The following is a 26,231-nucleotide window of genomic DNA, read 5'->3' on the forward strand; positions in this document are numbered from 1 at the left end:
TTTTAATATGAAAAACAGACGCTTAACGTAAGAAAACCAGTTTATGCAATTTCGAGTTATTTTAATGTTGTGCCTAGCTATGATGGGGTGTTCATCCAATCAAGTGTTAGCACCTGAACCAACCAGTATCACGTTGTTTTATGGAGATACATCGATCTCGGCAGGTGTGCTAGAAGATAAAACATTTAATTCTGTACTCGCGGACAGGGTTGAAAGCGTGACTTTTTCAGGTTCAATACGAAAGCAAGACTCTGGTTACTTGGTCGATATGCTCGTGATTCGAGAAACGAAAGAGCCACGCTCAACTCGACAACTAAACACGTCACTTCATGTGAAAACTGGAGAGTTAGTGGACGTAGGTGGTGTGAATAACGATGTCTTTAGGGTAATCCTTGAGTAACAAAATAAAGTGTTCAATTAATCTGAATTTTTGCTTTACCTCAACCTTACTTCAAGTCTTAAGCTTCTCTTAATCATTGAAAAGGAGCTTATTATGCAAAATAACTACGTAAAAGAACTTGCCGTCAAAACTTATCAAGAAGAGCTTCAGAAAGAGTACGTAAAATCTAAAGCTCGCCCATTTCATGCCCCAAGTTTTATCGGAGGCATACTGTTGTCAGTCGTGTTGGTTGGCTTGTTTTAATTTATGCAGGATCTTTGATCTATTGCCAACTCTTAATATCTCTATTTGAGGCACTTTAATGCATACGGCACAATCGCTTATGTTGAATTGTGACGCTAATGTCGAGAGGAAGTATGGCAAGTCCTAGAGTTTTAAAGGCGCAGATTACTGATATTACGTGTGGTGAGAATGTCACTATCATCGAACCAAGCAACGTTTATGGTTGTGAGCTTAAAGACGATGTGTTCATTGGCCCATTTGTCGAGATTCAAAAGAACTCCGTGATAGGTGAGAGAAGTAAGATTCAGTCTCACACCTTCATTTGTGAGTATGTGACTATCGGAAGTGACTGCTGTGTTGGGCACGGTGTGATGTTCGCAAATGACTTGTTCAAAGAGGGTAAACCAGATCCAAACCCAGACAGTTGGGGGCGCACCGTTATCGCAAACAACGTTACCATTGGTTCCAATGCGACAGTATTGTCTGTCAGCATTTGCGAAGGGGTAGTGATTGGAGCGGGTAGTGTGGTGACCAAAGACATCACTGAGAAAGGTATCTATGCAGGCAACCCTGCTAAGAAGTTAAGAGACTTACCTTAAATTCAAGAGACAAGCTGAGCAGTATGAATCATAAGGTGCGGCTTTTTAGATAAGCGACAGAGTATTGATTATGGATGTATTTTTACACTTACTTCACCCAAGCGATGTCAGTGCTTTGTTGGAGTTTGAAGTTGAAAATAGAGAGTGGTTTGAGCAATTTGTCCCTGCTCGGGAAGACCGTTTCTATTCCAATGCGGGTGTTGCCGAGCAAGTCACGAGCTTTCTAACAGCGTATGACAATGGCGAGATGATTCCTATGTTGATAAAAGAAGCTAATGGCACTATTTGTGGGCGAATCAACGTTCGTGATATCGACCAGAACACTGAAGGTGGAGAACTAGGTTATCGGGTAGGCCACGCATTTGGTTCTAAAGGTGTTGCGTCTAACGCAGTGATGAAATTACTTATCTACTTGGCCGAGCACTCTTCACTTAAATATGTTGATGCCTATGCGTCAGTGGGTAATGTTGGCTCAAATAAAATCTTATCTAATACAGGTTTTGAGTTAGTTGGGCCTGTAGAGAACTACGCTGTATTCAAAGGGAAAAATCAAGACGCCAATTACTATCGTAAAGCGTTATCTGTTTAAATAACTTTCTCAACATCACTCATATTCTGAAATAAGGAATTATTATGTTTATTGTTTCTCTCGAATACCAAGTGCCGATGGAAGAGGTAGACCGTTTCATTCCTGAACATGTTAAATTTTTGAATGAGCAGTATGAATTGGGGTATTTTCAGCTGTCTGGGCGTAAAAAACCTCGAACAGGTGGAGTTATCTTATCTACGCTCAGTAATCGAGAGCAACTAGATGCGATTCTTACTCAAGATCCATTTCATCGTGAAGGTATAGCTAAATACGAAGTTATCGAGATGCTACCAACGAAAGCTTCAAAAGAGTTTAAGTTTTTGGTTACATAATCGTCGGATATCGGCAAATCCTTTTACGAACACTGAGATAATGAGTGTGGTAAATATACGTTCACATGAATTGCAGAGTGAACAATACAGAGATCAGTTTATGAACATTGTGACAGTCTATAGTGGGAATCAGCAGGTATACGCGAATCTATATCAGGGTTATGCAGCCGAGTTTTCAAAGATCATCGGAGATAAACCAGACGAGTATGGCTTGTTTGAGATTTACCCGACGCTTGGTGAGACCGTAACGGGTTACCTACTCTACATTGATGGAGTTCCTGCGGCGTTAACCGCCATTGAAACCAAAGCGCCAAACGAGTTTGAGATCTGTGATTTCTATGTTGTGCCTTATTTTCGGAAAAACAAAGTAGGGAAACGGTTTATCTGTGAGCTGTTTGAACATCTAAAAGGCAGTTGGGAGATCAAGCAAGTATTGGGCGCTGAGCATGCAGTTAAGTTCTGGAGAGAGGTCGTTAATGACTACACATCAGGTAACTACGTGGAAGATCAATATCAGGACGAAAAATGGGGCTTGGTAACGAGACAATGCTTCAATCACGATGCGAGTGCAGAGTAAAACTTTATACATTAGAAGCTGGCAGCGTCCTTCTAGCCAGCTTCGAGTCTTTTCATTTCAAGGTTTAAAGTTACTTCTAGTTACGGCCACTTATAGATTTACGGTTACTTCTGAGGTTTGTTACGTTCGATTACGCTAATCGCGATCGCCAAGAACAAGATGTCTTTCACTAGGAAGAAGTTAGTGACTAAAATGCCATCCGATACTTTCCAAGCATTCGGCGTTGTAATCAGGAAGCTGAGTGTCACAACAAAGATAGCCGCTGCAGCAATACCTGAATAGAAGGCAACTGTAGGCTTCTTAAATCCAATGATCAGTCCAATTGCGACAATGATCTCCGCACCACCCACCATGTTAGACACAGCCTGTACTGAGAACAGATTGTAAAGCCAGTTCATTGCAGGATGATTGGCGATTAACGGTTCAATGAGCATCGCTTCGGTTGGCGTAAACTTGTAAATACCAATCCAAGCTAGCACTAATGCTACGCCAACCACTCCAAGGTTATATCCCACATTAGTCTGTTTTAAATCATAGGTTTGAACATGCATAAAAGTACTCCATTTAATAAAATCCCTGAATATGACCGCATGAGTACAAAATTAATTTCGCTGTGAGAATAATACTTAATCTTTCTTAACGAGTGCAGACTGGAGCCCTCACTAATTGGGTTGAAAAGTGGCTGGTTGCAAAGGGCCGTTTTAAAGCAGGAAAAGGCCCGTTCTAATTTTTGTTTTCAATATTAGGAATTTGGATTAGATTACGCTGACGTAAACCCTAATCATAAGAAGAGACTCGCTCGTGAAAATCCATAGAATTAACCCGACCAAACGTTGGTCTGATGTCACTGTATTTAATGGCATCGCAAGCTTTGTTGAAGTACCAGAGACGGATACATCGGCGGGAATTAAGAGTCAGGTTCAGCAAATTTTTGACCAAGCTGAAGAAATGATGAGCTTGGTCGACAGCGATAAATCTCGCGTATTGTCGGTGACAATTTATCTGACAGATTTCGCTAACTTCGATGAACTGAATGAAGTGTGGGATTCGTGGTTCCCTGAAGGTAGCGCACCAAGCCGAGCGTGTGTAAAGGCTGAACTGGCAAACCCAGAGCTATTGGTTGAGATGTCGTTTATGGTTGCTGCGGGTGAAAAGTTTCAATAAGCCGAAATATCTCTAGAAGTAAGCATTAGTCGATATCAACGCTAATCAGCTAATCAATTAGGCAGCGAACAGATAAAACAAAGCCACTCAGGTGAATCACTTGAGTGGCTTTTTCGTTTTATACGCTAACCCAAACTAAATCGGGTTAGGTATTAAGCGATGCCTTGATCTCTTGCCATCTGCTTCGCGATCTTCGGCGCGTGCCATAAACACGGCAGCAAGATGAAGGATACAGGAACGGCTGTAATCACAATGAATGACTGTAGCGCAGAGATGCCACCAGAGCCCATCGAGATAAGTGCAATAGCTACCGCACCCATGATGATACCCCAGAAGGTACGTACTGCTGCATTCGGCTCTGTTGTGCCCGTCATTACTACACTGATTGTGTAAGTCATTGAGTCACCTGTCGTCACGATGAACGTGGTCGTCAGGATAAGGAACAGAATCGCAATCAAAGTAGGAAACGGCAGTTGCGCAGTAATTGCTAGAAGAACAGCTGGAAGGTTGAACCCTTCGAACGCGCTAGAAATCACACCTGGATTTTCTAATTCAAACGCCAAACCACTACCACCGACGATGCTGAACCAGAAACACGTCACAAGTGGTGCAACGATGCTAATAGAAACGATCATTTGGCGAATGGTACGGCCACGTGAGATACGAGCAATAAAGATTGCCATCATCGGACCATAGCCTAAGAACCAGCCCCAGAAGAATACCGTCCAGCCACCTAGCCACGCCGTATCTTGGCGGTAAAGCGCCATTGGGATGAAGTTATCAACCATTTCGCCCATGCCTTGTAGGTAACCGTCAACGATGAAGCTCGTTGGGCCTACTAGAAGGATGTAGCCAATTAGGCACACAGACAAGATGATGTTGTAACGGCTAACCAGTTGGATGCCCTTGTTCACACCACTTAATGCAGACAATGTGTACATTGCGATGGCAAACAGGATAACCACGCTTTGAGTTGCAAAGCTGTCTGAAATACCAAACAGTTCGCTCAATGCGTAGCTGATTTGTAGACCAAGGAAACCGATAGGGCCGATAGTACCTGCGGCTACAGCAACAATGCTGCATGCGTCGACTACGTTACCCACCCAGCTGTTGATTGCCTTGTCGCCAAGTACTGGGTAAAGCAGAGTGCGAGGCTTAAGAGGAAGGCCTTTGTCGTAATGCAGATGCATTAACACGATAGAAGACAAACCACCTAAGATTGCCCATGCAAGGAAACCCCAGTGCATGAAAGATTGTGATAGAGCGTTAAACGCCATCGCTTGAGGATCTGCGTTGCCATACAGTGGCGGAGCTGAAACAAAGTGAGCAATAGGCTCTGCTGCTGCCCAAAACACACCGCCGCCAGCTAGCAGCGTACATAGGACGATAGACATCCATTTAAAGGTGCTCATTTCAGGGAGAGCAAGCGTTCCTAAACGAACGTGGCCTGTGCGTCCTAGTGCAAGCACTAAGCCGATGATGAAGTTGAGTAGTAATAGGACTTGCCAGAAAGCACCGAACCACTTAGTTGAGTAACTAAAGCCGATGTTAACAAGTTCGGACAACACGGAGGTGTTGGTGAAAGCGAGGATGACAAAGAGGGTTAAAAAACTGCCACTAAGCCAAAAGACTGGGTTTCCGAGTTCCAGTTTTTCACCCAAAGATTGAGCTTTATTGAAATCGATAGAAGTAGATTCTGCGTTGATGTTTTCGTTGGCGACTTGCGTCAAGTTGGACATTATTTCTTCGCTATATTTGGCTCTTTCAAGCCTATGTATTTCTCCCACACTTGCATAGAAATGTGAGGTTCGTCAAAAAAGCCGCCGATACTAACACATTTGTTATCAAAAAGTGGGCGAATTCTAAAAAGAACATCAAATCGCCTATAAATCTCTACTTTTTGGTTAGATTTAATGCGAATTTTTTTCTCAAACCTGAATCACATTTCCGATTTTTGAGACATTATTTTTTAGCTTTCCGAAATAAATTAATATTAGTTGTTGGTGCAAAATAAGTGTCGACTCATTGCATGCTATAAACAAATTAATGCGAGTCATTTTATAAATACTGAATATTTTAGGTGTTTAATTGGCGCTGTTACCTACAGTTGTTTTGCGAAGAGATTTAAGTGGTGAGGAAAATGCCATTTAGATTAAACATCTTGAAACAACAACTTAAGGGATAGCTAACATGCACCTAAACCAAGGAAGAGTGGCCAAGAAGGTTTTTACACTCAGTACTCTCACCGCGTCATGCTTAATGGCGTTCAACAGTTATGCGGCTGTTGATTGTTCAACGTTAGAAACGTGGGACTCAGCCACGGTTTACACCGGTGGTGATCAGGTTTCACATGACGGCAGCGCGTACTCAGCGAATTACTGGAATCAAAATAACAACCCGAGCCAATTTGAAGGTGATTACGCACAATGGAAAAAACTGGATGTGTGTAGCGGTAATGGAGGCGGCGGTACACCAAATGAAGCGCCAACAGCCTCGTTAACAGCGCCAACCGCATCCGATGTGATTGTTGAAGGCGATAATGTGGTACTTAGCGCAACAGCACTGGACTCTGATGGCAGTGTCGCTTCGGTAGAATTCTTTGTCGATGGTTCTTCGGTTGCAGTAGTGACAGCGGCACCATTTGAAGCGGCTTGGGCAGCAACGTCTGGTAACCATCAAGTTTCGGTTGTTGCAACGGATAATGAAGGCGCAGCAAGTGTTGCAAGTGCGGTTTCTGTTTCTGTTGATTCAGCGCAACCAGGTAATGAGGCACCGACAGTTTCAGTGGCACTTTCAGCAACATCTGTGGATGTTGGTGGTGTAGTCACACTGACAGCAACGGCAGCAGACAGCGATGGCACAATTGATAAGGTTGATTTCTACGTAGCGGGTGCTCTTGTGGGTACAGCAGCGACAAGCCCATACACGCTAGATTACACAACCACTCAAGCAGGCTCTCTAGCGGTTTACGCGAAAGCGACAGACAACCAAGGCGCAACAGCGGATTCAACACTGGCCTCTTTGACGGTGAATGGCGCTCCAACGGTGAGCACTTGTCGACCTGATGGCTTGTATCAAACGCAAGGCATCGATGTCCCTTACTGTACGATTTACGATGATGAAGGCCGTGAGAAGATGGGTGCGGATCACCCACGTCGTGTGATTGGTTACTTCACCAGTTGGCGTGCAGGGGATGATCCACAAGCCGCTTACCTAGTAAATGACATCCCTTGGGAACAACTTACACACATTAACTACGCTTTCGTGAGCATCGGCTCAGACGGCAAAGTAAATGTGGGTGATGTAAATGATCCGAATAATGCTGCTGTCGGTAAAGAGTGGCCGGGCGTGGAAGTTGATCCTGCATTAGGTTTTAAAGGTCACTTTGGTGCACTCGCAACCGCGAAGAAAAAACACGGTGTTAAGACTCTAATCTCAATCGGTGGCTGGGCTGAAACGGGCGGTCACTTCGCGACAGACGGAAGCCGAGTTGCTGATGGTGGTTTCTACACCATGACGACAAATGCTGACGGTTCTATTAACCATCAAGGCATCGAAACATTCGCGACTTCAGCGGTTGAAATGCTTCGCAAATACCAGTTCGATGGTCTGGATATCGATTACGAATACCCAACCTCAATGGCGGGTGCTGGTAACCCATACGACAAAGACTTCATGGAACCACGTCGTCAGTACCTATGGGCTTCGTACCAAGTCTTGATGAAAGTGTTGCGTGAGAAGCTTGATGTGGCGTCTGCGGAAGATGGCAATCATTACATGTTAACGATCGCGGCTCCTTCTTCTGGTTACCTATTGCGCGGTATGGAAACATTCGATGTCACCAAGTATCTCGATTACGTAAACATCATGTCTTACGACCTTCACGGTGCGTGGAACGATCATGTTGGTCATAACGCTGCCTTGTTTGATACAGGTAAAGATTCAGAGCTAGCACAGTGGAATGTTTATGGCACTGCGGCTTACGGTGGTATCGGTTATCTGAACACGGATTGGGCTTACCATTACTTCCGTGGTTCTATGCCAGCAGGTCGTATTAACATCGGTGTGCCTTACTACACGCGTGGTTGGCAAGGTGTAACGGGGGGCGAAAATGGTCTTTGGGGCCGAGCTGCGCTACCAAATCAATCTGAATGTGCGGCGGGTACAGGCGAAGGCGAGAAGAACAACTGTGGTCATGGCGCAATTGGTATCGACAACATGTGGCATGATACCGATCCGAAAGGTAACGAAATGGGTGCGGGTTCCAACCCAATGTGGCACGCGAAGAACCTAGAGAAAGGTATTTGGGGTTCTTATGCGGATGCTTACAAGCTTGATCCTGTCAACGATCCAACGGATGTTTTAACGGGTACTTACACGCGTAACTACGACAGCGTAGCGGTTGCACCTTGGTTGTGGAATGCTGAGAAGGGTGTATTCCTTTCTACAGAAGATAAGCAGTCTATCGATGTGAAAGCGGACTACGTTATCGATAAAGAAATCGGCGGCATTATGTTCTGGGAACTAGCAGGGGATTATAACTGTTATGTACTCGATGCGAGCGGCAACCGAACTTCAATCGATACCACTGAGCAAGCATGTAACAGCGGTAACGGTGAGTTCCACATGGGTAACACAATGACGAAAGCTATCTACGATAAGTTTAAGTCTGCAACCCCATATGGAAACAAAGTAGCGACGGGTGCTATCCCAACAGAAGCGCTAGATATCTCGGTATCGGTTGGTGGCTTCAAAGTCGGTGACCAAAACTACCCAATTAACCCTAAGATCACGTTCACGAACAACACAGGGCAAGCACTTCCGGGCGGAACTGAGTTCCAATTCGATATCCCAGTATCAGCTCCTGATAACGCGAAAGATCAATCGGGCGGTGGTTTGTCTGTGATTGCTTCGGGTCATACTCGTGCGGATAACATCGGTGGATTAGACGGTACTATGCACCGCGTAGCGTTCACGTTACCTGCATGGGAAGATCTTCCTGCTGGTGGTGTGTATGAGCTAGATATGGTGTATTACTTGCCAATTTCAGGCCCTGCAAACTATGCAGTGAGCGTGAATGGCGTCGACTATGCCTTTAGCTTCGAGCAACCCGATTTACCATTAGGTGATATCAGCTCTGGTGGTGGTAATCCTGGTGATGGTGGCACAAACCCTGGTACATGTGACATTGCGGGTTTAACGGTTTACCCAGATCTACCTCAGAAAGATTGGGCAGGTAATCCAAGCCATGCAAACACGGGTGACCAAGTGGTTCACAACGGTAGTATTTACCAAGCTAACTGGTGGACAAGCTCTGAGCCGGGTAGCGACGGTAGCTGGACTCAGGTTTGTTCTTAATAAAGACGAAATGGGTTAAACCAATACGTTAACCGTGCAGTACACGACTGTTGGATAAGTGAATGTAAGAGCGCATTTAAACATCGTGTACTGAGCTTAAATAATGCTAAAGGTAATGATAAAAGATAATAAATACGAATGGTTTTGAGTCTATTTATCAGTACTTTAGTGTGATTTAAACATACAACTCAAACGTAAAATCAAAACGCCGAACTGAATTCAGTTCGGCGTTTTGCTATAAGTCACAGATTGCGTATAGAAATCTCTCAAAATATCGACACTCGTTCAGTAAAAAGTACAACTATGATATAAAACAGTCTGCTTATCACAAAAATAATAGCGTTCCCTAAAATTAAAAAGCTACGGGGTCATTTTGAAAGTCAGACGTAAATACATTCTTAGTTTTTCAATTGTGCTGGCCGTAGTTTCTTTGATCCTTTCTGCTGTTCAGTTCAACCGAACGAAAGATTCACTATTAGAATCCAACCAGTTCTTCTTTCGTACCATTGTGAACGCGAGCTACGATATCGTAGACACCACCGTCAATGAAGCGATAAAAACCTATCTCAAAGGGGTGACTGATACTGTCGCTTCTCATACCGTGTATGTCAATCCAGAACAAGAAGTCGACGAGGTCATACGAATTGCTAATGAATTAGTGATTGGAGAGTCTGGCTATATCTATCTAATGTCGCCTCAAGGTGTTCATCTGTATCACCCGTTTCTACAAGGGCAAAATCGTGCGCACCTAACCCATATCCAACAACAACTGAGTACAAAGTCTGGAATGACTCAGTATTCTCATGCCAATCCACATGAAGTCGGTAAGCGTGCGAAGGTTGCATATTCAGTGAGGCTTCCGAGTGGTAATACATTGGTGGCGACCACTTATAAAGATGAACTGATGTATCTGGTTGATCTTGAAGCGCTTAAAGACAAGTTGAGAAAGTACTCTTATGGCGATAGTGGTTATGTGTATATCGTTGATTTACAGGGTGAGTTAGTTCTTCAACCTAACTTTGAACACCAGCATTTAAAAGCCTTGATTGAAGACTCTTCAGAGTTGCTGCTCGATAAGGTTGTGGCTGAACCTGAAGGTCACTTTAGCTACTCAATCTCCACGGAAGATGGCACGACAAGCAAAAACATCTTCTATAAGTTCTATCCATACCTGAACTGGGTTATTTCAGCGGGTGTGTTAGAACAAGAGCTCAACAAAAACCACAGTTTATTGCTAGCAAGCTTAATGACGTTGGTGGTTAGCCTGTTAAGTATTATTGTGGTTCTGATCCTTTACCTGCGGCACCGTCACCTAAAGATCTTAGATGTGGCGAGCCTTGATTATCTTACTGGATTGCACAGTAGGCGCAGTTTCATTGAGCAGATTAAGCTGAGAATATCGGATAACTCGCCTTATCCCTTACAAGGTGTTGGCGTTATTCTATTAGATATTGACCACTTTAAATCAGTGAACGACCTACACGGACATGCGCAGGGCGATAGGGTGATTTGTGCCGTCGCAAAAACCTTGAAGCAGTTTACAAATGATCATCGCTTGATTGCTCGTTATGGTGGCGAAGAGTTTATTCTGGTGACGTTTGACTGTGATGAACGTCAGCTGTTCGAATTGTCAGAAGCGTTAAGACGCAGAGTCGAACAAATACAAGGCTTGGTGTCACCAGTAACGGTGAGTGCGGGGTGTTGTTATGCTCAGGTGTTGTTTCAGATAGAAGGCACAATCGAAAAAGCCGACAAAGCGCTATATCAAGCCAAAGAGAGTGGCAGAAATAATACTCAGATGTACCGAGAGAACGAATATCGCATTGCTTATACTTGATGCACTTTCAACGGGGTCGTTTGAAGGCAGCTTTTAAAACGACAGATCAAGCGATTGATAAACGACAGACATAAAAAAGCCCAAACTGTGCTTCTGTTCTTACTAGAACGAGAGGAACCGTTTGGGCTTTTTCACAATTTTTTGAAATGCGAGTCGCTAATTTAAGCTTTCGCTGCTTTCATCGCTTCCGTTTTTTTTTCCTTTTGCATTTTTGCAAGGAAGTAGATGTTTACACAAGCGATAAAACCGTTGGTTGCAGCAACTGGCCATGCGTCAATCATTATGCCGTAAGCTGTGAAGAGAGCACAACCGATAAAGTTAAGGACACGCAGACGAACGATATCTTTCATTGTTAATGAAATTGCGACCATAATAGACGCAGCGTAACCTAAAATTTCAACCATATTGAATTCCATTGTTTGACCCTCTTAAATTTGCCGATACTTTGTCGGTACCAATTCTTCTCTTCATGAGATGATTGAGGAAGCTCCGTGCCTCGAATGGTCTGGTTTTGTTTAACGGGGTAGACTATACCAACTCTGTTTTTGTGATTAAACCCCCAAAACTGGCAGAAGTGAAGGTTAGCGATTACGCAAACGTTTAATGACCTTTCTATTAACATAATTACTAATTATGTTGGAGGTTGAATTGATAGTTATTCTTATATAGGTAGGGACTCCGCGAATGATAAAACGATCCATTTGTGCAACAAAAAGCATAAAAAAAGTGGCACTGTTGGCTTTGATGGCGGTTGGACTGACGGCTTGTACCACACAAGAACAACCAGCAGCACATGACTATGGTGTAGTGACAAGCGGTGACTTCGAATTCATGAAAGATGGTGTGACGACATACTCGTGGCACCCACAGTCGGAACAGGTCTATCTTTCTCAAAAATACGATGAAACCTTGGTTACCGATATGGTACGTGACGCAATTGAAGAGCAATTGTCTGAGAAAGGATACCGTTTAGAACAGGACGGCAGTATTGGTGATGTAGTGGTTGGTTTCGGGCTTGCGGAAGAATCGGAACTTAATGACAATTCGATTTTTGATGCGGTTCAGCTTTCTACCGGCGTACCTTTCTATGATGGCAAAGGTAAATTGGCTGAAAAAGGATCTCTGTATATCGTGTTTTCAGTACCAAATTCAGAAATGATTCAATGGCGAGCACTAGCGCAATCTGGTATTCAACCACAACTGGAATCTGGCGAAAGCAAACAACGCATTTCAGGCTTTGTTGAGATGCTATTTAGACGCATGCCCGAGCGCTTAAACTAAGTATTAAATATATTCATTGAGTCAATATTATCTGTCTAAAAAACGGACAGATCGCAGATTATACTTTTTTATTTGTAACTAAAGGTACGTTTGCGTAAAGCAACGTAAAGTTCGCGCTTCTTTTGCTAACATTTGTCTATACTGGACAAAACGTTAACTTAGGTTTGATTCAATGAAACTGTTCTCCAAATACTCTCTCCCTATATTAAGTATATTCATTGTAAGTAACGCCGCGATGGTTAGTAATGCCGCCATCGCAGCACCTTCTATCGTACCGACGCCACCTAGCTTAGGTGCGAAAGGGTATGTGTTAATCGACTTTAATTCTGGTGATGTGCTTGTCGAAAACAATGCACACACTAAGTTAAACCCAGCAAGCTTAACCAAGCTGATGACCAGCTATGTTGCTGGCCAAGAGATGAAGCGAGGCAACATCTCTGCTGACGACCAAGTTCGTATCAGTGAAAACGCATGGGCGAAGAACTTCCCGGACTCTTCAAAGATGTTCATTGAAGTGAATACCGATGTGGCGATGATGGACCTGTATCGTGGTTTGATCATTCAATCGGGCAACGATGCCAGTGTTGCGATTGCCGAGCACGTAGCGGGTTCACAAGATGCTTTCGTTGATTTGATGAACTCTTGGGCGACTTCTCTGAAATTGGAAAATACCCATTTCGCTAACGCACACGGCCTAGACGCCGAAGATTTATATTCAACGCCTTATGATATCGCGCTGCTTGGCCGAGCGATTATTAAAGACCTTCCTGATGTGTACGGCTTATACAGCGAACGTTCTTTTAGCTATAACGGCATCACACAACACAACCGTAATGGCTTGCTTCGTGATAGAAGCTTAACCGTTGATGGCATGAAGACAGGCTACACATCCGGCGCAGGTTACAGTTTAGCAAGCTCAGCGACACAGGGTGAAATGAGACTTATCGCAGTGGTTATGGGCGCATCGAGCGTTAAGAGCCGTGAGTCAGACAGTAAACAGCTATTGAGCTACGGCTTCCGCTTCTTCGATACGCTAAACCCGCATCAAGGTGGCGACCAAGTAGCAGAAGAGAAGGTGTGGTTTGGTGATCAAGACACATTGAAGCTTGGTGTTGCGGAAGATACGTTTATTACGCTGCCTAAGTCAGACAGCAAAAAGCTGACCGCGTCTATCGAGTTGAACTCTGAACTGAAAGCGCCGATTGCCGAAGGGCAAACTTTAGGTGTGGTTCACTACACAGTCGATGGCGAAGATGTTCAAACTCAACCTTTGATTGCGCTTGAAGCGGTCGAGCAGGGCGGGTTGTTCAAGCGTTTAATGGATTACGTTAAGTTGTTCTTTGCGAGTCTATTCTAGATAGAGCTTCTATCTAGCTAAATGAAAAATCTAACGGGCGTTGTGAGTCAATCACAACGCCCGTTTCTATTTTTGCCCGTATGAAAACAGTATTGTTAGCTTTCTTTATTAGCCGTAGCGAGCGGTTTCGATTACTATACGCAAAATTTAGCAGTGTAGTCACTTATGACCATAGATATAAAGAACATCACCGAACCTGAAGTAACTTGTGCCAATTGTCAGGCGTGCTGTTGTCGTTTAGAGGTTATGATCATCACAGACACTGGCGTTCCAGAAGAGCATATCGCTTACGACGAATGGGGCGGTGAAACCATGAAACGTCTAGATGATGGTTGGTGCTCTGCGGTAGATAGGGAAACACTGATGTGTACCATCTACGAAAATCGACCATGGATTTGCCGTGAGTTCGAAATGGGCTCTTTCGAATGCGTTGACCAGCGCAAAGATGTGATGGGTTAAGCGTCACCAAAGTAATGTATTAACTATTACCTGAGCTCTATTGTTCGTAGAGCTCTAATTATCAGTGGAGCTCAAGCAATCTGCGAGAAAATCGATAAATACACGAATTCGCTGAGGCAAATAATCACTTGCATGGTACACCGCGTACATCGGCAAGCAGTCGTTATTCCAACCTTCCAATAACGGCGTTAATTCTCCTTTCTCAACAAACTCGTTACTCATCCAATCCGGTAACGCAACCACGCCTAAACCTTGTCGAGCCATAGTCAGCAGCATTTCTGGGCTGTCTGACGTGAAAATCTGGTTTACTTTCACGCTGGTGCTTTGGTGATCTTTATCGGTGAAACGCCATTCGCTTGCCGGATTCATCAAAGAATAGGTTAAGCAATGATGTTGGCTCAGATCTTGTGGGTGTTCAGGTTTCCCGTACTTACTTAGGTAATTCGGTGATGCAACGTATTGGACTTTATTGTTGAACAAGAAGCGAGCCTTTAACCCTGAGTCTTTGAGTTGTGATGCTCGGATAGCAATATCAATGTTGTGGTCATTCAGGTTTACAATGCGGTCGTCGACACTGAGGTTTACACGGATACCTGGATGTCGCTCAATAAAGGCTTGAAGTGGTTCGCTCAATAACATTGTAGAAAAGGCACTTGGTGCTGAGATTTTAATCTCGCCTTCTACGGATTCAGTCTCACGCTTGAGTTTGCTTTCTATGGTAGACATCTCTTCGAGTAAACGGGAGCAATAGGTGAGGTAGTCTTTTCCTGCATGAGTGAGGGAGATTTTTCGGCTGTTTCGTTGAAACAAAGTGATCCCTAAGTCACTCTCCAACCACGCTATCTTCTTGCTCACTGCACTTTGTGTCACGTCTAACTTGTTGGCCGTTGCAGTGAAGCTATTCAGTTGCGCGGTTTCCACAAAGATGCGAATACATTCGATCTTGTCCATCTTACTCGCCTTTGGTTTATCTATTCCAATTTGGAATCTTAACTATCCTAAAGCTAGCATTTATCACCTCAATTATGAATGCTTGAATAGCATCGTTGAAATTAATGTGATTCTTATAGAGGTAGCGAGATGGGTACAGCAATCAGCATTTTGATGGTGGCGTTCTTTGTGTTGGCGAGTTCGATTAAAACACTTGGTTGGCAAAAGAAGGTATTTGAAATCCAGCTTGGTTTCTTTAAAAGTTATGGCTTGAATAGAATGATTATGTTTCTGGTGGGTTTGATCGAACTGACAGGAGCGGCTCTTTTGATTCTAGCTTTATGTGATATCTCACCAGAACAGACTCAAGTGATGGGCGGTGTAATACTGGGGGCTACTTCGTTAGGAGCACTTTACTTCCACTTAAGATTTGATACTTGGAAAGACGGTATTCCAGCAATAGTCACCTTGTTGTGTTCAAGCTTTCTAGTATTCGGTATCTGGTACTAATGATTTGGTATTAAGTTCTATGTAGCGTATCGAAAGCTTACTTGCAGGTTATATCAGAAGAGTAGGGCTCGAAAGCCCTACGCGACAAAGTAGATTTAGAATTCAGAAGGTACTTCAAACTCCATCCATTCTCCGGTTGTTGGGTGAACCAGTTTAAGGTAGCCCGCATGAAGGTGCAGACGTTCGCGTTTGTAGCCATAAAGGTCATCTCCACGAATCGGTACGCTAAGCCCTTGTGGATGAGCACAGTGAACACGCAGCTGGTGGGTTCGGCCTGTTTTAGGGTACAAGTGAACTTTTGTTTTACCGTTGTTGGTGCTGACGGCATGCCAATGCGTTTCAGCGTTACGCCCATGTTCATGGCAAACTAGCTGTCTTGGTCTGTCGCTAATGTCGCCGCGTAGCGGCAAGCAAATATCGCCAGAATCACCGTGGATTTCACCATCAAGCAGTGCCGTGTAACGCTTCTCGACGGTTCTATCGATGAACTGTTTCTGTATATGTTTGTTGGACTCAGCTGTCAGCGCCAAGATCAATAATCCAGACGTCGACATGTCTAATCTATGGATAATCAACGGGCCAGTGGCGTCTGGGTAGCGTGCTTTAATACGAGTGTAAACCGAGTCTTCAATGAACTTGCCCGGAACCGACAAGAACTCTTCAGGCTTGTTCACGACCACGATCTCGTCATCTTCATACACAATATCAAACGACTTACCCACCGCAGGGTTTACGATAAGCGGATTATCTTCTAACTTAATGCCGCTTAGCTGGTGGTCGAGGATCTCGAAGCTTTTGCTCTGGCAAACAGGGTAAAGGTTTCCGTGTTGTCGAATGATATCCGTTGGCGGGACCCCCCACCAAAACTCAGATAAAGCTAATGGTTTAAAGCCGTGCTCAAAGGCAAAGTTAAGCAGCTTGGGTAGACAGCAGTCACCTGAACCGTCTAGTGCGTCTTTGCCATCTAATAATTCAAGCAGGCTCTTTGGCTCTGCTGCTTGGTTGATAAAGCGATAATGAGACAAACGCTGCGTTTCTAATTCAGCAGAAATTGTTTGGTAGTCTTGTTTGCGGCTTTTGAGATCGCTTTCTATGGCATTAACTCGTGACTGACGTTCTGCGATCTTCTGTTTCCACTCAATTCGGAGTGCTTTTAGGTCGCGCTTCTCTTGGCTGCTTTGATTACCCAATTGTTTCAGCAGATGAGCTGCAGACTCTAGGTTACCTAGTTCTTTCTCTTGATTAGCTTGCTCTCTAAGCTCATTACGTTGTGCTTTGTTGGCAGCCATAGTGAGCTGAAAGGTTTCGATTGCTTTACTCGCGTCGTTTTTAAGTTCGCTCAGCGTTGATGTCAGTTCATCTAGGTTGTGAGTTTTCTCTAGGTTCGCAATGTCGTTAGCTAATGTTGTTTTTTGGGCTAAGCCTTGCGTGTTCAGAACCTGAAACTGCTGCTTATCAAAAGCAGAAGGAACGAAGGCGATACTCGATAGCTGAGGTTCCAAAGACGAATCTAGCTGCAAACCTGAAAACGCAGAAAGGTAGCCCAACTCTTGAGTTTGAGGATGTTGAACCAGAAGAACGGCATAGAGGCTTCCTTGCGATGTTTCATTCACACCACAGTCAAGCAGAGACTGTTGAAGCTGCTGCATCGCTAATTTACACAAAGGGTGCGGAGTATAGTAATACGGGAATGTAAAACGCTCTGGCAGTGATAAGTCGTGACTAGCTGTTTGGTTTAACGTGCGCAGTGGTGTGTATTGAGCAAGGTTTGCTGACATGAAGATCAAACTCTATGGGTATTCGGTTAGAACCCGATATTGTTGTCGAAATGAAGGCAAATGAGAAGCCAAAGCGAAAGATAAATCGGCTTTGGCTTCATTTAGATTGTTATGTTCATGCTATGGGAACATTGAATGGAACAAATCTTGATTAGTTAGAGTGTTCTAATTCTAGTTGCTCCGCTTTTTTGTAAGCAGGGTGACTTGCCAAAAGATCACCGTATTTAGCAATGTTAGGGTAGAGCGCAGTCGCGCCAAAGTTACCCACAATTTCTACGATGAACGACATCATGAAATCGGCACCAGTGAGTGTTTCGCCTACAAGATAGGTTTTGCCTTCAAGTGCTTCGTTAACGAAGGTTAAGATCTTTTGATTTTCGTCGTCTGCGTAACCACCGAGGAAGTTTGTCTCGCAGCCGTCTTTCATCACGAAAATCTTAAGCAACATAGGCAAAATGCCCGAGCTTTCAGCGAAGTGTAACCACTGTGAATATTCAACGTACTCAGTTGTACCGCGTTCCGGTGCAAATTTACCTTGGCCAAACTTGTCGATAAGGTACTCAGTAATTGCGCCAGATTCACTGATCACGACGCCATCGTCTTCAATGACGGGAGATTTACCAAGAGGGTGAACAGACTTCAGTTCTGGTGGTGCTAAAAACGTGACACTGTCTCGTTGGTAAGGTTTGATTTGATAATCGACACCAAGCTCTTCCAGTAGCCAGATGATGCGCTTTGAACGCGATTTATTTAGGTGATGTAAAGTAATCATAATTCTGCCTATTCTATCTTTGAGCTATTCCGGTTCGTTAGTTTTGATAACAAGTTTGCCGAAGTTCTGACCTTCTAACAGACCCATGAAGGCTTGTGGTGCTTCGTTTAGACCTTCAATTAGGTGCTCGCGGTAGTGCATTTTTCCTTGAGACAGCCATTCGGTCATTTGAGTTGCAAACTCGTTGTAACGGTGTGCGTAGTCATCAAAGATGATGAAGCCTTGCATCTTAATTCGCTTAACTAGAAGAGTGCCCATAAGGCTAGACATGCGATCTGGACCTTCAGGAAGTGATGTCGCGTTGTATTGAGAGATAAGGCCGCAAACAGGGATACGAGCGCCTGTGTTTAGAAGCGGTATTACTGCATCGAACACCTTGCCGCCAACGTTTTCAAAGTAAACATCGATGCCGTTGTCACACGCTTTCGCCAGTTGTTCTGCGAAGTCGTCTGCCTTGTGGTCGATACATTCATCAAACCCAAGAACCTCTTTTGCGTACTGGCATTTCTCTTGACCGCCAGCTACGCCAATGACGCGACAGCCTTTCAGTTTACCGATTTGTCCAACAGTTGCGCCTACAGGGCCTGTCGCCGCTGCCACAACTAACGTGTCGCCTTCTTTCGGTTGGCCGATATCTAATAAACCCATGTAAGCGGTAAAGCCTGGCATACCCATGATGCCTAGTGCGTAAGAAGGGTGGCTTGGCTCTTTACCTAGCTTGATAAGACCTTCACCGTCAGAAACACCATAATCTTGCCAACCTGTGTACGCCAATACCCATTCGCCAACTTCAAAATCGCTGTTGTTTGACGCTTCAACCTGACACACGGTTGCACCAACCATCACATCATCAATAGCAACTGGGTCTGCGTAAGATTTCGCATCGCTCATTCGGCCACGCATGTAAGGATCAAGAGATAGGTAAACCGAGCGAAGTAACATCTCGCCGTCATTAATTGTTGGTGCAGCCACTGTCTCTAAGCGGAAGTTATCTTGAGTCGGTGCGCCAACTGGGCGAGAAGCCAATACGATGCGGCGATTGTCTTGTTGAGTCATTGGATGTCCTTAATTTTATATTGTGTTCATTTAGAATTAGACCAGTCGTCTAGTCTTGTTGTCTAAAAATCCCGCCGTCATCAAATTGATAAGAGGGCGGGTGATTTCTTTTAAGTTACAGCAAGTTAAAGCAATTCAAAGCGAGGTGAAGCAAAAAAGAGCGAATAAGGCGCGGTGCGCGTTAGTGGCTTTCACCTTTTAAAATTTGTTCGGTAAGGCTTAATGCCGATTTTAAGCTCTGTGGGTTTTGGCTTAACTTACTTAATAAGCTGGCGCCTAACCACATTGAGTATAGGTTCTGAGCAACTTCTTGGCTGTTCTCTACTTTGATAGAGCCATCATCCACACCACCAGCAACACAGTGCTGTATCGTTTGAGTGACTTTTTCGGCTCCTTTGAGCAGAGCTTGGCGCATAGGATCAGAAAGATCAGAGACTTCAGCGCTGAGCTTAACCACTAAACATTTATGTGCGTTACAGGTGCCATTTTCAGTCTTTGCCCACAGTGAAAAGTAACCCAGAATTCGTTGATAATGGTTGCCTTCGCCGTGTACCAAAATGGATTCAATCTTAGTGATGTAGTTTTCAAAATAGTGCTGAATTAGCGCCTCACCAAATTGCTCTTTCGATTTAAAGTAGTGGTAAAACGAACCTTTCGGTACGTCCGCTCCTTTAAGCAATTGTGATAAGCCAACGCCATTGAAGCCGTTGTTCACTATTAATTGATAGCCAACATTTAAAATATGCAGGCGTGTGTCGTTCGTTTTTTCGTTCATGGTCGGTACTATAGTTTAAATTAGACCAGTCGTCTAGTAGGTCTAATTTCGTTTGATTGGCCTTGGATGTTGATTGTGTTTTTGAGCGATAGCTTAGCAAGTTCTCAATTAAAACCGTTTTAAAACATATAGCTACATAAAAAAGCCCCAACATGGTGTGCATGTTGGGGCTTAAATTAGAAGCTTTTTTATAGCAATTCGATTATTGGATAGAGATTAACTCAACATCAAAAATCAGTGTTGCTGATGGTGGGATAGGGCCTGAACCGCCTTTACCGTAAGCCAATGGGCTTGGGATAAACAGACGAACTTTTTGGCCTTCAACCATGTAAGTCAAACCTTCTTGCCAGCCTTTGATTACTTGCTTAAGAGCAAATGAGATTGGCTCGCCGCGCTCAACAGAGCTATCGAAAACAGTGCCGTCAATCAAAGTACCGTGGTAGTGAACCGTTACTTTGCTGTTCTTTGTTGGGTGTTCTGTACCTGTGCCTTCTTCAAGAACTAGGTACTGTAGGCCGCTTTCAGTCGTGACAACACCTTCTTTAGCGCCGTTCTCGATAAGGAACTGTTGACCTTGTTCGAAGTTCTCTGCACCAGACTTATGATTCGTCCAAGTACGGTAAATCATGAAACCCGCCAAAAGAAAGACAATGACCGGGATGACAAATTTAGACATAGTAAAACCTATTTATATTGAGTGCTGAATTTCGTAGTTAATACAAAATGTGTTAATCAGTTGGCTAATGCCGTGATTATGGTTGAGTCAAAAGGTAGTTGATCGTTTTCGCGATACCAGCAACATCTTGGTGGCCGGCTGTCAGCACTTGGTATTTACCGTTGATGATAAATGTTGGTACTGAGTTGATCTGACCTTTTACTGAAACTTCTTCCGCTTTCTTAACGTAGTCGAAAAGCGCAACTTGTTGTTCTTTGTTCAGTTGGTATGGGCTAACCAGACCGCGAGAAGTGAATGCTGTTTCTAGCGCTTGTTGACGTTGCTCTGGAGTCGCGTCTGCACCCATTTGAACCGCACCGAATAGGTCGTCCATGAAGGCATGGTCAGGTGTCGCATCAAGCTGCATCACTGCTGTGTAGTAGATCATTGCGCTAATTTGAGCACTTTCATTGAATGTTACGTGCATCTTGCCAATAGTTTGGTCTGTAAGCGACTCAATCTCTGGAATTGCACTTTCCATTTGACGGCAGTGACCACAGTTAAGAGAGAAGATTTCAGTGATCGGAGACAGGTTAAATTCTGTTAGAGCAGTAGGAAGCGCTTCGTATTGAACGCCTTTTTGTGGCTCGTCTGTTTCACTACAACCGGCGATAATCAGTACGGCTGCGATTGCTGTGATGAATTTAGTAAATGGTTTAAACATAATGTTTACTCTAGCGTTGAGAAGTCGTGAGATTCTAACTATTTAGTAGGAATTGGAAAACAATTATAAGGTAAATAAATGCAAACAGTTCGAACTAGCTAACGAAGACAGGCTAGTTGACGGTTAACTGTGATCAAAAGCACTTTTTTTGATGCGGGCTCTTTTGTCTAAAGTTTTTGTCTAAAGTTTTTTTCTCGGTGCCGATATAGACATTAGTGAATGGTTTATCTGCATGAGTGGTTGGTGAAGTAATGAGATATTTAGCAATAATGTTAAGCATAGCTTTGGCTGGGTGTGAAACGACGTCACCAACGGATTTACTTGGTGGTGATATGCTAGAGACTGCGCCACAAACCGATTACGATCTTATGCACCCTGAGTGGGGCGTGGTTCAAACGACACATGTCGCGAGCAATCGTGGCTACTCAATGCAGAGCAATTCTCGTCAGCAAACAACCATTACCACCAATTATGGGCGAGGCGTATCAACCAATGATCCGCTAGAAGTTTTCCTCAGACAAAACCGTATCGACTTTGAAGTTCTACCGGGCAATCATGTGATGGTAAAGCTTGAGCAACATGTGAACTTTAAAACAGGCTCTGCATTCCCTGAACCTGCTTACAACCAATGGCTAGACACATTAGGCAGTTACTTATCTCAACGCCAAGATATCGATGTTGTGATTGAAGGGCATACCGATAACACAGGCACAGATCGAATCAATGATCCTCTATCCGAGCAGCGGGCAAAAGAAGTGAAAGCTCGATTAGAGAGTAACTATGTTTCAAGTCGTTCGATTTATACTCGCGGTTTTGGTGAGTATGTTCCGGCTTGTACCAATGCATCAGCACAAGGTAAGGCGTGTAACCGCCGTGTAGAGCTGATGCTGATTGTCGCCAAATAGCCTTAGCGTTTTTGTTCTCAAGTCGAGAATATGCAAATAACAGACATAAAAAATCCCTCACATTCGAGGGATTTTTTGTATCTGGCTTTCGCTTAGCTTGTGAGCTTATGCGAATTGTTTTTCCAAGTAAGCAACGATATCTGAAGACTCGTACATCCACTCAGTTTTGCCGTCTTTTTCAATACGTAGGCAAGGCACTTTCACACGACCGCCGCCAGCTTCAAGCTCCGCACGGTGTTGTTCATTGTTCTTTGCATCACGAAGTTCAAACTGAACCGATTGACGTTTCATCGCGCGGCGCACTTTTACACAAAATGGGCACGCTTCGAATTGGTATAACGTGTGTGTTTTTGCTTGCTCATTCACTTGGCTTTGTTCTTCTTGAGAACGCTTCACACCACGAGGGCTGAAAACAAAATTCAATAGCAAAATGACGCGACCTAAGAACCAACGGATAAACTTCATAACTCTCTCTACATATTTAAAATTAGCGTTACAATTTGCAGCATTATATACACAAGTTTTGTCAGATGCTCGCAACAAACCGCTAATATCTATTTTGTCCGTTCGATCGTGTGAGACTTCGCCACATTTAACCCTAAACGCTTCGATAGTCGGGTCAGGTTTGCTCGGTCTGTTTTCAGAACTCGACCAGCTTGTGCCCAGTTAAAGTTAGCATCTTCCAACACCTCAGTGATGATGGTGCGTTGGAAATCGTCTGTTGCGCCACGTAAACCTGCGGATAGATCGATGGTTGGTGTTGATAGCGGAGTCGTCTTCGCTTGAGTGGTTGCGATTGGCTGATCTTGGTCCAGTGGGCCGCAATCTTCTTTGGTAATCGTCACTAGGTTCTTGTTAGTGCTGCGAGCCAGTGCTTTCAAAGCCGAACGGCTGATTACATGCTCAAGTTCACGCACGTTACCTGGCCAGCCATAGCGGTTCAGGAATACAAGCACATCAGAACGGAATTTCACTTGGTTGATACCAAGCTTACGGCGCGCTTGCTCTAGGAAGAAGCCCGCTAACAAGCTGATATCGTCACCACGATCTTTCAGTGCAGGAACCGCGATAGGGTACACACTCAATCGGTGGTATAAGTCGGCTCTGAATCGGCCATCTTCCACTTCTTTTTTTAAGTCTCGGTTGGTTGCAGCCAATACGCGCACATCAATAGTTTGAATGTTGTCTTGACCAACAGGTTGAATTTCGTTGTTTTGTAGCGCTCGCAGTAACTTACTTTGTGCAGCTAACGGCAGCTCACCAATTTCATCAAGGAATAGGGTACCGCCATCGGCCAACGCAAACTTACCTAAACGGTTTTTGTCTGCGCCAGTAAATGCACCACGCACGTGACCAAACAGTTCACTTTCTACAAGGTTTTCAGGAATCGCAGCACAGTTCACGTAAACCAAAGGGTTACGTTTACGCTGTGATTGATGATGCAGAGTACGAGCCACCAGCTCTTTACCTACACCCGTGTCACCGTGGATCAGAATGTTGAATTCAGACGGTGCTACCACAGCGATGTCGTTCTTTAGCGCGACCATGGTGTCACTGTTACCAATTAACTCGCCGCCGTCACGCTCCCACGCTTCAACGTTTAACTCTTCTAATAGCTGCTTAGATTGCTTCGCTTGATGTTCAAGCTGAGAAAAGGTCAATGCCATTTGCATGCTTGACGCTGCGATGGCTGCTAGTACTTCAAGGTTACGCGCTGGAATGTTAGCGAAGACATCCGGTTTTAGGCTGTCTAGCGTCAGAATCCCTAATAGCTTATCGCCGAATAGTAGAGGCAAGCCCATACAAGCGTGCATTGGTAGATCGCCATCATGATCGATCAGTAGGCCATCAAAAGGATCAGGGAGTGAGCTATCAGAATCGAAACGAACAGGAGAGCGAGATGCACATATCTCCGCAAAACGTGGGTGCTCTGAAATGATGAAACGACGACCGAACGTGTCTCGACTGAGCCCTTGCATTGCGATAGGTACTAGTGTGTCACCTTGAAGGCTTAAAAGCGCGACACAATCACACGTAATGGTTTTACGAATGGCATCGATGAGGCGATTAAAACGATCTTGATCGTTCACACCACTTGCAAGGCCAATGGTCATTTCCATGAGGGTAGATGCGGAGATATCTTGCATAAAAAACTCTAACTCTGTGTGTTTATATACATAATAGAGTCTTATTGACCTAAAAAAAAGGTCTTTTTGACATTTTTATAAGATGGGTTTTGGGAATAAAACCAGTAATGACGGGGATTGATAAACTTGGCATCGATTGTGCAAAAGAGTCATCGAAGCCCGATTATAACGCTGATTAAAAAGAGTATTCTTGACCTCAATCAATCAGGTGTCATTAATCAGGTTTTGCGATTTTTTTGAAACGAAAACGAGTCAAAATCACTCAGTTTCTAAAAATAACTAAGGTTTCAGAAAATCGAAAAGTCATCTTAATTTTTCAAGTAGTCAAAATGACATATAAGTCATAAGACTCAGTGTTCGGAGTAAATTCATGCTTAACAACGCACATATCGAAATCATCAAATCTACTATCCCGCTACTTGAGAGCGCAGGCCCGGCTTTAACTCAGCATTTTTATCAACGTATGTTCACGCATAACCCTGAGTTGAAAGATATCTTCAATATGACTCACCAAAGAACAGGTCGCCAAGGCGTAGCACTGTTTGAAGCTATCGCGGCTTATGCAAAGAACATTGAAAACCTAGCAGCGTTAACAACTGCCGTTGAACGTATTGCTCAGAAACACACAAGCTTTAACATTCAACCAGAGCACTACCAAATTGTTGGTTTGCACCTGATTGAAACACTGCGTGAATTGGCAACAGAAGCATTCACTCCAGAAGTCGAAGAGGCGTGGACAGCGGCTTACCTTTTCTTAGCTCAAGTATTCATCGACCGTGAAGCAGAGCTTTACCTACAGCGTAAGCAAGCGGTAGGTGGCTGGGAAGCAGCACGTACGTTCGTGATTGCAGACAAGATTGAAGAATCAGCTCTAGTAACTAGCTTTATCCTTCAACCAAAAGATGGCGGTAACGTTCTGGATTACACACCAGGTCAATACATCGGTATCGAAGTGAAACCTGAAGGTGCGCAATACAGCGAAATTCGTCAATACTCGCTATCAGATAAGCCGAACGGTAAGCAATACCGCATCTCTGTGAAACGCGAAGGTCACGGTCAAGAAACACAAGGTGTGGTTTCTAACCACCTTCATGACACCGTTGTTATCGGTGATGAAGTGAATCTTTACGCGCCAGCGGGTGACTTCATGTACCAAGAGCGCAGCAAGCCAGTAACACTGATCTCTGCAGGTGTTGGTGTAACGCCAATGCAGTCTATGCTTGAGTTCCTAAACACTGAAGAGAAAAGCGAGCCAGTACTTTACCTTCACGCTTGTGAAAACGTAGGCCAACACTCTTTCACAACTCGTGTGAAAGACATTGTTGCTGACAAAGGTTGGGAAGCAAAAACGTGGTACATGGATAAAGGCGAATCGGCATGTGAAAACACGCATCAAGGTCAAATGAATCTAGCGTCTATCTCGGATACTAAAGGCTTTGAAGAGAGCGACTTCTACATTTGTGGCCCTGTTGGTTTCATGAAGAACATCGTAGAGCAGCTAGATGCATTGAAAGTTGACCGTTCACGCGTTCACTACGAAGTATTCGGCCCTCACGCTAACTTCTAAGATCTCTCGGTGTTCTATTAACACTCGCCCGATCTATTAAAAACCTTGCCTATTCAAAAGGCCTCACAGTGTGAGGCCTTTTTTATTTGGTTGTACCGTCCTAACTATGGTTGACACATTTCCAACATGAAATTGGAGAGTGTCATGAAAACAACAAGTAGACGTACTCAACGAGATTATTCTCTTGCCTTTAAATTGTCAGTCGTAACCCAAGTTGAAAAAGGCGAAATGACTTAT

At 44.1% G+C, this 26,231-nt stretch carries 27 protein-coding genes; 15 read left to right on the forward strand and 12 right to left on the reverse strand.

Annotation, left to right across the window (positions count from 1 at the left end):
- Positions 1–43: 43 nt before the first annotated feature.
- The 6 genes from L1D37_RS21640 (at position 44) to L1D37_RS21665 (ending at position 2,719) form a co-directional block, all read left to right on the forward strand.
- A complete protein-coding gene (locus L1D37_RS21640; protein WP_176679551.1) occupies positions 44–400 on the forward strand; it encodes a hypothetical protein in 357 nt (118 codons plus the stop codon).
- Positions 401–493: 93 nt separating this feature from the next.
- A complete protein-coding gene (locus tag L1D37_RS21645) occupies positions 494–643 on the forward strand; it encodes a hypothetical protein (protein ID WP_165886753.1) in 150 nt (49 codons plus the stop codon).
- A 113-nt stretch (positions 644–756) separates the two neighbouring features.
- Positions 757–1,221, forward strand: coding sequence for an acyltransferase (locus tag L1D37_RS21650; protein ID WP_239849144.1), 465 nt, complete (start codon positions 757–759; stop codon positions 1,219–1,221).
- Positions 1,222–1,291: 70 nt separating this feature from the next.
- Positions 1,292–1,810 (forward strand): GNAT family protein, encoded by a 519-nt coding sequence (locus tag L1D37_RS21655; protein WP_239849145.1) that lies wholly within the window; start codon positions 1,292–1,294, stop codon positions 1,808–1,810.
- A gap of 44 nt (positions 1,811–1,854) precedes the next feature.
- Positions 1,855–2,142 (forward strand): YciI family protein, encoded by a 288-nt coding sequence (locus tag L1D37_RS21660; protein WP_239849146.1) that lies wholly within the window; start codon positions 1,855–1,857, stop codon positions 2,140–2,142.
- Between the two features lie 100 nt (positions 2,143–2,242).
- Positions 2,243–2,719, forward strand: a complete 477-nt coding sequence (locus tag L1D37_RS21665) for a hypothetical protein (protein WP_132936138.1) — start codon at positions 2,243–2,245, stop codon at positions 2,717–2,719.
- Positions 2,720–2,823: 104 nt separating this feature from the next.
- Here L1D37_RS21665 and L1D37_RS21670 read toward each other — a convergent pair whose 3' ends face one another.
- On the reverse strand, positions 2,824–3,270 hold the full coding sequence (locus tag L1D37_RS21670) for a DUF417 family protein (RefSeq protein WP_239849147.1): 447 nt from the start codon (positions 3,268–3,270) through the stop codon (positions 2,824–2,826).
- 250 nt (positions 3,271–3,520) lie between these two features.
- Between L1D37_RS21670 and L1D37_RS21675 the strand changes: the two genes are divergently transcribed.
- Positions 3,521–3,883 (forward strand): RidA family protein, encoded by a 363-nt coding sequence (locus L1D37_RS21675; protein WP_239849148.1) that lies wholly within the window; start codon positions 3,521–3,523, stop codon positions 3,881–3,883.
- A 152-nt stretch (positions 3,884–4,035) separates the two neighbouring features.
- Here the strand turns inward: L1D37_RS21675 and L1D37_RS21680 are convergent, their stop codons facing one another.
- Entirely contained in the window at positions 4,036–5,622 is a 1,587-nt protein-coding gene (locus tag L1D37_RS21680) for a BCCT family transporter (RefSeq protein ID WP_239849149.1), read from the reverse strand.
- A 451-nt stretch (positions 5,623–6,073) separates the two neighbouring features.
- On the opposite strand from L1D37_RS21680, the gene L1D37_RS21685 reads away from it, so the two are divergent.
- Positions 6,074–9,241 (forward strand): glycosyl hydrolase family 18 protein, encoded by a 3,168-nt coding sequence (locus tag L1D37_RS21685; RefSeq protein WP_239849150.1) that lies wholly within the window; start codon positions 6,074–6,076, stop codon positions 9,239–9,241.
- A gap of 373 nt (positions 9,242–9,614) precedes the next feature.
- Positions 9,615–11,078, forward strand: a complete 1,464-nt coding sequence (locus L1D37_RS21690) for a sensor domain-containing diguanylate cyclase (RefSeq protein WP_239849151.1) — start codon at positions 9,615–9,617, stop codon at positions 11,076–11,078.
- Positions 11,079–11,239: 161 nt separating this feature from the next.
- Here L1D37_RS21690 and L1D37_RS21695 read toward each other — a convergent pair whose 3' ends face one another.
- Positions 11,240–11,494 carry a YgjV family protein gene (locus L1D37_RS21695; RefSeq protein ID WP_017068159.1) on the reverse strand — a complete coding sequence of 85 codons (255 nt, stop codon included), beginning with the start codon at positions 11,492–11,494 and terminating at the stop codon, positions 11,240–11,242.
- Positions 11,495–11,762: 268 nt separating this feature from the next.
- Here L1D37_RS21695 and L1D37_RS21700 point away from each other — a divergent pair, with 268 nt between their 5' ends.
- The 3 genes from L1D37_RS21700 to L1D37_RS21710 all read left to right on the forward strand — a co-directional run bounded on the left by L1D37_RS21700 (position 11,763) and on the right by L1D37_RS21710 (position 14,175).
- Positions 11,763–12,359 (forward strand): DUF4136 domain-containing protein, encoded by a 597-nt coding sequence (locus tag L1D37_RS21700; protein ID WP_239849152.1) that lies wholly within the window; start codon positions 11,763–11,765, stop codon positions 12,357–12,359.
- Positions 12,360–12,531: 172 nt separating this feature from the next.
- Complete coding sequence (locus tag L1D37_RS21705) at positions 12,532–13,716, forward strand: D-alanyl-D-alanine carboxypeptidase family protein (RefSeq protein ID WP_239849153.1); 1,185 nt, start codon at positions 12,532–12,534, stop codon at positions 13,714–13,716.
- 165 nt (positions 13,717–13,881) lie between these two features.
- Positions 13,882–14,175 carry a YkgJ family cysteine cluster protein gene (locus L1D37_RS21710; RefSeq protein ID WP_123300761.1) on the forward strand — a complete coding sequence of 98 codons (294 nt, stop codon included), beginning with the start codon at positions 13,882–13,884 and terminating at the stop codon, positions 14,173–14,175.
- Between the two features lie 54 nt (positions 14,176–14,229).
- Here the strand turns inward: L1D37_RS21710 and L1D37_RS21715 are convergent, their stop codons facing one another.
- Positions 14,230–15,126, reverse strand: coding sequence for a LysR family transcriptional regulator (locus L1D37_RS21715; protein ID WP_239849154.1), 897 nt, complete (start codon positions 15,124–15,126; stop codon positions 14,230–14,232).
- 129 nt (positions 15,127–15,255) lie between these two features.
- Between L1D37_RS21715 and L1D37_RS21720 the strand changes: the two genes are divergently transcribed.
- A complete protein-coding gene (locus L1D37_RS21720; RefSeq protein WP_239849155.1) occupies positions 15,256–15,615 on the forward strand; it encodes a DoxX family protein in 360 nt (119 codons plus the stop codon).
- 95 nt (positions 15,616–15,710) lie between these two features.
- Here the strand turns inward: L1D37_RS21720 and L1D37_RS21725 are convergent, their stop codons facing one another.
- The 6 genes from L1D37_RS21725 to L1D37_RS21750 all read right to left on the reverse strand — a co-directional run bounded on the left by L1D37_RS21725 (position 15,711) and on the right by L1D37_RS21750 (position 21,375).
- Positions 15,711–17,393 carry an RluA family pseudouridine synthase gene (locus L1D37_RS21725; RefSeq protein ID WP_239849156.1) on the reverse strand — a complete coding sequence of 561 codons (1,683 nt, stop codon included), beginning with the start codon at positions 17,391–17,393 and terminating at the stop codon, positions 15,711–15,713.
- Positions 17,394–17,544: 151 nt separating this feature from the next.
- Positions 17,545–18,165, reverse strand: coding sequence for a glutathione S-transferase (locus L1D37_RS21730; RefSeq protein WP_239849157.1), 621 nt, complete (start codon positions 18,163–18,165; stop codon positions 17,545–17,547).
- 24 nt (positions 18,166–18,189) lie between these two features.
- On the reverse strand, positions 18,190–19,221 hold the full coding sequence (locus L1D37_RS21735; RefSeq protein WP_239849158.1) for an NADP-dependent oxidoreductase: 1,032 nt from the start codon (positions 19,219–19,221) through the stop codon (positions 18,190–18,192).
- A gap of 181 nt (positions 19,222–19,402) precedes the next feature.
- Positions 19,403–19,996 (reverse strand): TetR/AcrR family transcriptional regulator, encoded by a 594-nt coding sequence (locus tag L1D37_RS21740; RefSeq protein ID WP_239849159.1) that lies wholly within the window; start codon positions 19,994–19,996, stop codon positions 19,403–19,405.
- 202 nt (positions 19,997–20,198) lie between these two features.
- Positions 20,199–20,672, reverse strand: coding sequence for an FKBP-type peptidyl-prolyl cis-trans isomerase (locus L1D37_RS21745; RefSeq protein ID WP_176679566.1), 474 nt, complete (start codon positions 20,670–20,672; stop codon positions 20,199–20,201).
- A gap of 76 nt (positions 20,673–20,748) precedes the next feature.
- Positions 20,749–21,375 (reverse strand): thioredoxin domain-containing protein, encoded by a 627-nt coding sequence (locus L1D37_RS21750; RefSeq protein ID WP_017631826.1) that lies wholly within the window; start codon positions 21,373–21,375, stop codon positions 20,749–20,751.
- Between the two features lie 269 nt (positions 21,376–21,644).
- Between L1D37_RS21750 and L1D37_RS21755 the strand changes: the two genes are divergently transcribed.
- Positions 21,645–22,280, forward strand: coding sequence for an OmpA family protein (locus tag L1D37_RS21755; RefSeq protein ID WP_239831203.1), 636 nt, complete (start codon positions 21,645–21,647; stop codon positions 22,278–22,280).
- Positions 22,281–22,385: 105 nt separating this feature from the next.
- Here L1D37_RS21755 and L1D37_RS21760 read toward each other — a convergent pair whose 3' ends face one another.
- Positions 22,386–22,745, reverse strand: coding sequence for a glutaredoxin (locus L1D37_RS21760; RefSeq protein WP_239831204.1), 360 nt, complete (start codon positions 22,743–22,745; stop codon positions 22,386–22,388).
- An 89-nt stretch (positions 22,746–22,834) separates the two neighbouring features.
- Entirely contained in the window at positions 22,835–24,427 is a 1,593-nt protein-coding gene (gene norR, locus L1D37_RS21765; protein WP_176679568.1) for a nitric oxide reductase transcriptional regulator NorR, read from the reverse strand.
- 370 nt (positions 24,428–24,797) lie between these two features.
- Between norR and hmpA the strand changes: the two genes are divergently transcribed.
- Positions 24,798–25,994 carry an NO-inducible flavohemoprotein gene (gene hmpA, locus L1D37_RS21770; RefSeq protein ID WP_239849160.1) on the forward strand — a complete coding sequence of 399 codons (1,197 nt, stop codon included), beginning with the start codon at positions 24,798–24,800 and terminating at the stop codon, positions 25,992–25,994.
- Positions 25,995–26,231: the final 237 nt, after the last annotated feature.

The sequence above is a fragment of the Vibrio sp. Isolate33 genome (assembly GCF_022397895.1).
GTDB classification, from domain to species: domain Bacteria; phylum Pseudomonadota; class Gammaproteobacteria; order Enterobacterales; family Vibrionaceae; genus Vibrio; species Vibrio pomeroyi.

Excerpts from the sequence above, each read along its gene's own strand:
- L1D37_RS21640 (WP_176679551.1), top strand. The coding sequence starts at position 44 with ATGCAATTTCGAGTTATTTTAATGTTGTGCCTAGCTATGATGGGGTGT.
- L1D37_RS21645 (WP_165886753.1), top strand. The coding sequence starts at position 494 with ATGCAAAATAACTACGTAAAAGAACTTGCCGTCAAAACTTATCAAGAA.
- L1D37_RS21650 (WP_239849144.1), top strand. The coding sequence starts at position 757 with ATGGCAAGTCCTAGAGTTTTAAAGGCGCAGATTACTGATATTACGTGT.
- L1D37_RS21655 (WP_239849145.1), top strand. The coding sequence starts at position 1,292 with ATGGATGTATTTTTACACTTACTTCACCCAAGCGATGTCAGTGCTTTG.
- L1D37_RS21660 (WP_239849146.1), top strand. The coding sequence starts at position 1,855 with ATGTTTATTGTTTCTCTCGAATACCAAGTGCCGATGGAAGAGGTAGAC.
- L1D37_RS21665 (WP_132936138.1), top strand. The coding sequence starts at position 2,243 with ATGAACATTGTGACAGTCTATAGTGGGAATCAGCAGGTATACGCGAAT.
- L1D37_RS21670 (WP_239849147.1), bottom strand. The coding sequence starts at position 3,270 with ATGCATGTTCAAACCTATGATTTAAAACAGACTAATGTGGGATATAAC.
- L1D37_RS21680 (WP_239849149.1), bottom strand. The coding sequence starts at position 5,622 with ATGTCCAACTTGACGCAAGTCGCCAACGAAAACATCAACGCAGAATCT.
- L1D37_RS21685 (WP_239849150.1), top strand. The coding sequence starts at position 6,074 with ATGCACCTAAACCAAGGAAGAGTGGCCAAGAAGGTTTTTACACTCAGT.
- L1D37_RS21695 (WP_017068159.1), bottom strand. The coding sequence starts at position 11,494 with ATGGAATTCAATATGGTTGAAATTTTAGGTTACGCTGCGTCTATTATG.
- L1D37_RS21700 (WP_239849152.1), top strand. The coding sequence starts at position 11,763 with ATGATAAAACGATCCATTTGTGCAACAAAAAGCATAAAAAAAGTGGCA.
- L1D37_RS21705 (WP_239849153.1), top strand. The coding sequence starts at position 12,532 with ATGAAACTGTTCTCCAAATACTCTCTCCCTATATTAAGTATATTCATT.
- L1D37_RS21710 (WP_123300761.1), top strand. The coding sequence starts at position 13,882 with ATGACCATAGATATAAAGAACATCACCGAACCTGAAGTAACTTGTGCC.
- L1D37_RS21715 (WP_239849154.1), bottom strand. The coding sequence starts at position 15,126 with ATGGACAAGATCGAATGTATTCGCATCTTTGTGGAAACCGCGCAACTG.
- L1D37_RS21720 (WP_239849155.1), top strand. The coding sequence starts at position 15,256 with ATGGGTACAGCAATCAGCATTTTGATGGTGGCGTTCTTTGTGTTGGCG.
- L1D37_RS21725 (WP_239849156.1), bottom strand. The coding sequence starts at position 17,393 with ATGTCAGCAAACCTTGCTCAATACACACCACTGCGCACGTTAAACCAA.
- L1D37_RS21730 (WP_239849157.1), bottom strand. The coding sequence starts at position 18,165 with ATGATTACTTTACATCACCTAAATAAATCGCGTTCAAAGCGCATCATC.
- L1D37_RS21735 (WP_239849158.1), bottom strand. The coding sequence starts at position 19,221 with ATGACTCAACAAGACAATCGCCGCATCGTATTGGCTTCTCGCCCAGTT.
- L1D37_RS21740 (WP_239849159.1), bottom strand. The coding sequence starts at position 19,996 with ATGAACGAAAAAACGAACGACACACGCCTGCATATTTTAAATGTTGGC.
- L1D37_RS21745 (WP_176679566.1), bottom strand. The coding sequence starts at position 20,672 with ATGTCTAAATTTGTCATCCCGGTCATTGTCTTTCTTTTGGCGGGTTTC.
- L1D37_RS21750 (WP_017631826.1), bottom strand. The coding sequence starts at position 21,375 with ATGTTTAAACCATTTACTAAATTCATCACAGCAATCGCAGCCGTACTG.
- L1D37_RS21755 (WP_239831203.1), top strand. The coding sequence starts at position 21,645 with ATGTTAAGCATAGCTTTGGCTGGGTGTGAAACGACGTCACCAACGGAT.
- L1D37_RS21760 (WP_239831204.1), bottom strand. The coding sequence starts at position 22,745 with ATGAAGTTTATCCGTTGGTTCTTAGGTCGCGTCATTTTGCTATTGAAT.
- norR (WP_176679568.1), bottom strand. The coding sequence starts at position 24,427 with ATGCAAGATATCTCCGCATCTACCCTCATGGAAATGACCATTGGCCTT.
- hmpA (WP_239849160.1), top strand. The coding sequence starts at position 24,798 with ATGCTTAACAACGCACATATCGAAATCATCAAATCTACTATCCCGCTA.